This window comes from Fervidobacterium sp. (genome assembly GCA_026419195.1).
Taxonomy (GTDB): domain Bacteria; phylum Thermotogota; class Thermotogae; order Thermotogales; family Fervidobacteriaceae; genus Fervidobacterium.
Map to the genome: position 1 here is coordinate 1 of JANZZV010000031.1, position 2,033 is coordinate 2,033.

The 2,033-nt window shown below is 35.7% G+C and carries 4 protein-coding genes; all 4 read right to left on the reverse strand.

Annotated elements, in window-relative coordinates; genetic code table 11:
- On the reverse strand, positions 1-557 hold a 557-nt coding region (locus N2Z58_09350), incomplete at its 3' end, for a hypothetical protein (protein ID MCX7654863.1).
- A gap of 242 nt (positions 558-799) precedes the next feature.
- Positions 800-1,114: a hypothetical protein gene (locus N2Z58_09355; protein ID MCX7654864.1), complete on the reverse strand. Its 315-nt coding sequence runs from the start codon at positions 1,112-1,114 to the stop codon at positions 800-802.
- Positions 1,086-1,580, reverse strand: coding sequence for a hypothetical protein (locus N2Z58_09360; protein ID MCX7654865.1), 495 nt, complete (start codon positions 1,578-1,580; stop codon positions 1,086-1,088). Before N2Z58_09360 ends, N2Z58_09355 begins: the two co-directional genes overlap by 29 nt.
- A 283-nt stretch (positions 1,581-1,863) precedes the next feature.
- A partial coding sequence (locus N2Z58_09365; protein ID MCX7654866.1) for a PQQ-binding-like beta-propeller repeat protein occupies positions 1,864-2,033 on the reverse strand: 170 nt, incomplete at its 5' end.

Consider the following 2,033-nt stretch of genomic DNA (forward strand, 5'->3'; position numbering starts at 1 on the left):
ATAAAACTTTGATCGAAGGTATATGTTCCAAAATCATCGGTGAACTGAAATCTTGTTTTTGAAGAGTCGGTGATTATTTTCATTTCTTTTGCGATAAATTTTGAACCGTTGGATAGTTCAACAATGGTATTTTCGTCAAGAGAATGAAGGATGTTTGGTATATGGTCTTGAGTGATTTTGAGGAATTCTTCAAGAGTTGGAGGTTTTGAGTAGGAGAAGTACAGAATATTTGAAAGATTTGTCGATATGGTAGAATAAGTGCTTGTGATGAGACCAGAAGAACTTGTGATTTGGTTTGGCTCACCATAGACCCAAGCACCGTTCTTTAGGAAGATACCGACTTTACCTTCAAGATCGGTTCTTGATTCGTCTAAGAGTACGTATTTTACATCTTGAGGTTTGAAAGTGGTAGTACCAAGTTTGGCTCTTATAGTCACACCGTTTTTATCGATGGACAAGACATCAGCAACAACACGACCGGAAGATGTGAGGACAACAGCTGAGTAAAGGAAAGTGAGAAAGAAAGATACCAAGAAAAGTGTGAAAAGTTTTCTCATGTTAGTCCCTCCTGGTTTCTGATGTGTGTTTTTATGAATTATACCATATGTTTTTTGTATTCAAAAAATTTTTGTAACTTTCTATGGTTGAAATAGTAGGATGTTCTAGTTTCGTCTTTTATTGTACAACTTGTAGGATGAATATTATACAAATGATTGGAACGTGGGTAACGAAGTTGTTGCTGTTGTTTTGATTTTGGATTTATTATTTTATTGACATGTTTTTGTATGTGTTTGAATTTCTATTTGTTTGGGGGGATACAGATGTTAGGCAAACTATTTCGAAGGTTAGTGCTTTTTGTGTGTTTATTGTCTTTATCTAATTTGTAATTTATCTCAAGTACCATTTGTGTTAATGACTGCCCTGCATCTATGTTTGGAATCGCTATTTTGTATTTCCCAAAATCTATCTTCTCTTTGAATGTCAAATATCCTGCTTGCACAAGAAACGATTTGCCTGTTGTGTTTTCTATCTCTTGGCTAAGTAATTCTTCTCTTGTAATACTCATTGATTCTGTAAGCAACTCTTCAATGGATATCTGGTTTGGTAAGTCCACCGCAACTACACCTAAACTTGTTAACAAGCAATTCACTTTTTTGTGACTCATCATACAGCTCATACCTTTTGTTACACCTTAAACAATTCCAAACTCTCACATTTCCATGTATCTGAGCGATCTGCCTACTACCTGCTCTCCTATGTAGATCATCAATATTTTGCGTAATCAACCCTTTTACAATACCCTTTTGCTCAAGTATTGCAATCAAATTATGAACCTCGTTTGGCTGAACATCAAGCATTTTAAAAAGCTCTTGTTTGGCAAATTCATAAAATCTCTCTGGATTACTTTTAAACACATTTATATCGAATATTTCCTGACCATATTTTGCGTACACGCCACTTGCACTTCTAAAATCAGGTATACCACTTGGAACACTTACACCAGCACCTGTCAATACTACACAGAAATTAGAACCAAGTAACAAATCACGCAGCTTCAGTACCTTTTCTAAATAAGTCATATAAATACCCCCAATTTTCCAAAACTCACATACATTCGATTTTACCACAAAATAAAAATGTACAATAAGATTGTTCAAAAAACAACTATAACAAACATCATTAACCAGCAAATTCCTTGATTAAACTGGGCATAATCCATATACCAACTAACCAATCCTTTCAAACATTCAAAAGTCATACAAACATCCATAAACCTCGGACTTAAAAATCATCTCCACCAATAGAAGGTGGAGATGATTTAAAAAAGATATTCAATGAACAATCGTATGCCAAAAGCAAAAATCACTTCTCACCAAACAATCCAGTGTTTCGCAGGGGGGGGGGGGGGGGGGGCCAGACACTATCTGCCAAACCATACGATGTTGATTGAATTGCGTATAGATTACCATCCCAACTTCCCACATAAATAGTACCATCCAACCCTATCGCTGGACTGGAGTATACATCATCAC

What these genes read in the sequence shown, in the direction of transcription:
- N2Z58_09360 (MCX7654865.1), bottom strand. Translation starts at nt 1,580, where the DNA reads ATGACTTATTTAGAAAAGGTACTGAAGCTGCGTGATTTGTTACTTGGT.